Origin of the sequence: Candidatus Competibacter denitrificans Run_A_D11 (assembly GCF_001051235.1) — a bacterium.
GTDB lineage: Bacteria > Pseudomonadota > Gammaproteobacteria > Competibacterales > Competibacteraceae > Competibacter_A > Competibacter_A denitrificans.
This window is the reverse complement of the sequence record NZ_CBTJ020000053.1, coordinates 1-1,710: the sequence shown is the minus strand read 5'-3', so window position 1 is coordinate 1,710 and position 1,710 is coordinate 1. Positions and strand designations below refer to the sequence as shown.

The following is a 1,710-nucleotide window of genomic DNA, read 5'->3' as shown; positions in this document are numbered from 1 at the left end:
GGGCGGCCCCGGCCAATTGATTGGCCTGACCGGCGTTCTCAGCGCTTTGCTTAACCGTCCCGGTCAGCTCTTCCATGGAGGAGGCGGTCTCTTCCAGCGCCGAGGCTTGCTCTTCCGTGCGCTGAGCTAAATCACTACTCCCTTGGGCTATCTCCGATGAGGCAGAGGCCACTTGGCCCGTCGATTGACTGACCTTGCTGACCATCTCCTTTAATTGCGATGTCATATCGCGCATGGCCGCATAAACGCCCGTCTCTTTGCCCGTATCATCAAACTGTACAGTCAGATCGCCTTGGGCTATCCGTTCGGTCAAAGCTGCCATATCGGCTGGTTCGCCGCCAATCGGCCGCCGGATCGCGCGCGCCGTCAGCCAGCTTAGCAAAATGGCTAAACCCAGGCCGGCGATCAATACAGACACACTCACCAACTCCATGAGGCTAGTAACTTGCTTGCCCGCATGGACGCTATCCGCCGCCGCTTTGCGGTTAATCTCCACCAATTGCGCCAGGAGTTTTTCAGCAGCCCCGAATGAGACTGGATTCGTTACTAACGCCTGCTGGGTGATTTGCTTGTAAAGGGCGCTATCGCGCTGGGCTTCCAGGGCGGTGGCACCGAGGGCCTCAAGCTCGCGTATCAATTTCATGTAGGTTTCATGGTCCTCGCTCCACTGCTTCCAAGTCGGTACAAACTGCTTCCAGACGGCAGCTTCCTCAGAGGTTTGCGGTAGGGGTTCATAGATTTTCCAAGCAGCATCCGCTCGTTGTTTGGCTTGGTCGATCCGCTGATGTTGAGCCGTGCGTGTTTGTGCATTGAGCTGGGTCAAGAGCAGCGTATTTTCTGCTCCGTCGATGGCGGTTTGTGCTTCACTCATTATCAGCAGTGCCTCCACGCTGGGTAATCGCACATCACCAATCTCTTCAATGGTTTGGTCACTCTTAACCATCCCGTAGTAACCCACCAAACCCAAAATCAAAATAATGGTCAGCATCACTCCGAAGCCAAGCATTAATCGTGTGTTTATCTTCAAATTTGCAAGGTTCATAAATCACCTATTAATAACCATCTGTTTCTCATTAAAGGAAATCATCAAAATTCTTCCCACTCCTCCAAAGCCTGAGTGGCGGCGGCGTTCTGGCCGACCGGGCCGGGTCGGGTGGCGGGCCGGGTTTTAGCGGCGGGTTTGGTGGCTGGGCGCGACGCTTTACCGGTCATCGCGTGCAATTCGGGACGTGGCTTAGCCGGGGCGGGCGGGGCGGCGGTGTTGGTGGTTTCGCCGTGTTGGGTTTTAAAGAAAGCCATCAAGCGTTGGAGTTCCTGGGCCTGATCGCCCATGCTGTGGCTGGCGGCGGCGGTTTGTTCGACCAGGGCGGCATTCTGCTGGGTGACTTGATCCATCTGGAGGATGGCTTTGTTGACCTGCTCGATGCCAGCGGCCTGTTCCCGACTGGCGGCGGCGATTTCCGCGACGATATCGCTGACTTTCTTAATGGAAGTGACGATCTCTTTGAGGGTCTGACCGGCCTTATCGACCAGCTTGCCACCGTCTTCGACTTTGGCCACGCTATCGGTGATCAGGGTTTTGATCTCTTTCGCGGCATCGGCGCTGCGCTGAGCGAGCTTACGGACTTCGCCGGCGACCACGGCAAAGCCACGGCCTTGTTCGCCGGCGCGGGCGGCTTCGACGGCGGCATTCAGTGCCAGGAGATTCGT

2 protein-coding genes are annotated in these 1,710 nt (G+C 56.7%); both read right to left on the bottom strand.

Annotated features, from left to right (window positions below; all coding sequences use genetic code 11):
• Positions 1-988 (bottom strand): methyl-accepting chemotaxis protein (locus tag BN873_RS11400; protein ID WP_242434419.1); only part of this gene is annotated, 988 nt, incomplete at its 3' end.
• Between the two features lie 98 nt (positions 989-1,086).
• Positions 1,087-1,710 (bottom strand): methyl-accepting chemotaxis protein (locus BN873_RS11395; protein ID WP_048673756.1); only part of this gene is annotated, 624 nt, incomplete at its 5' end.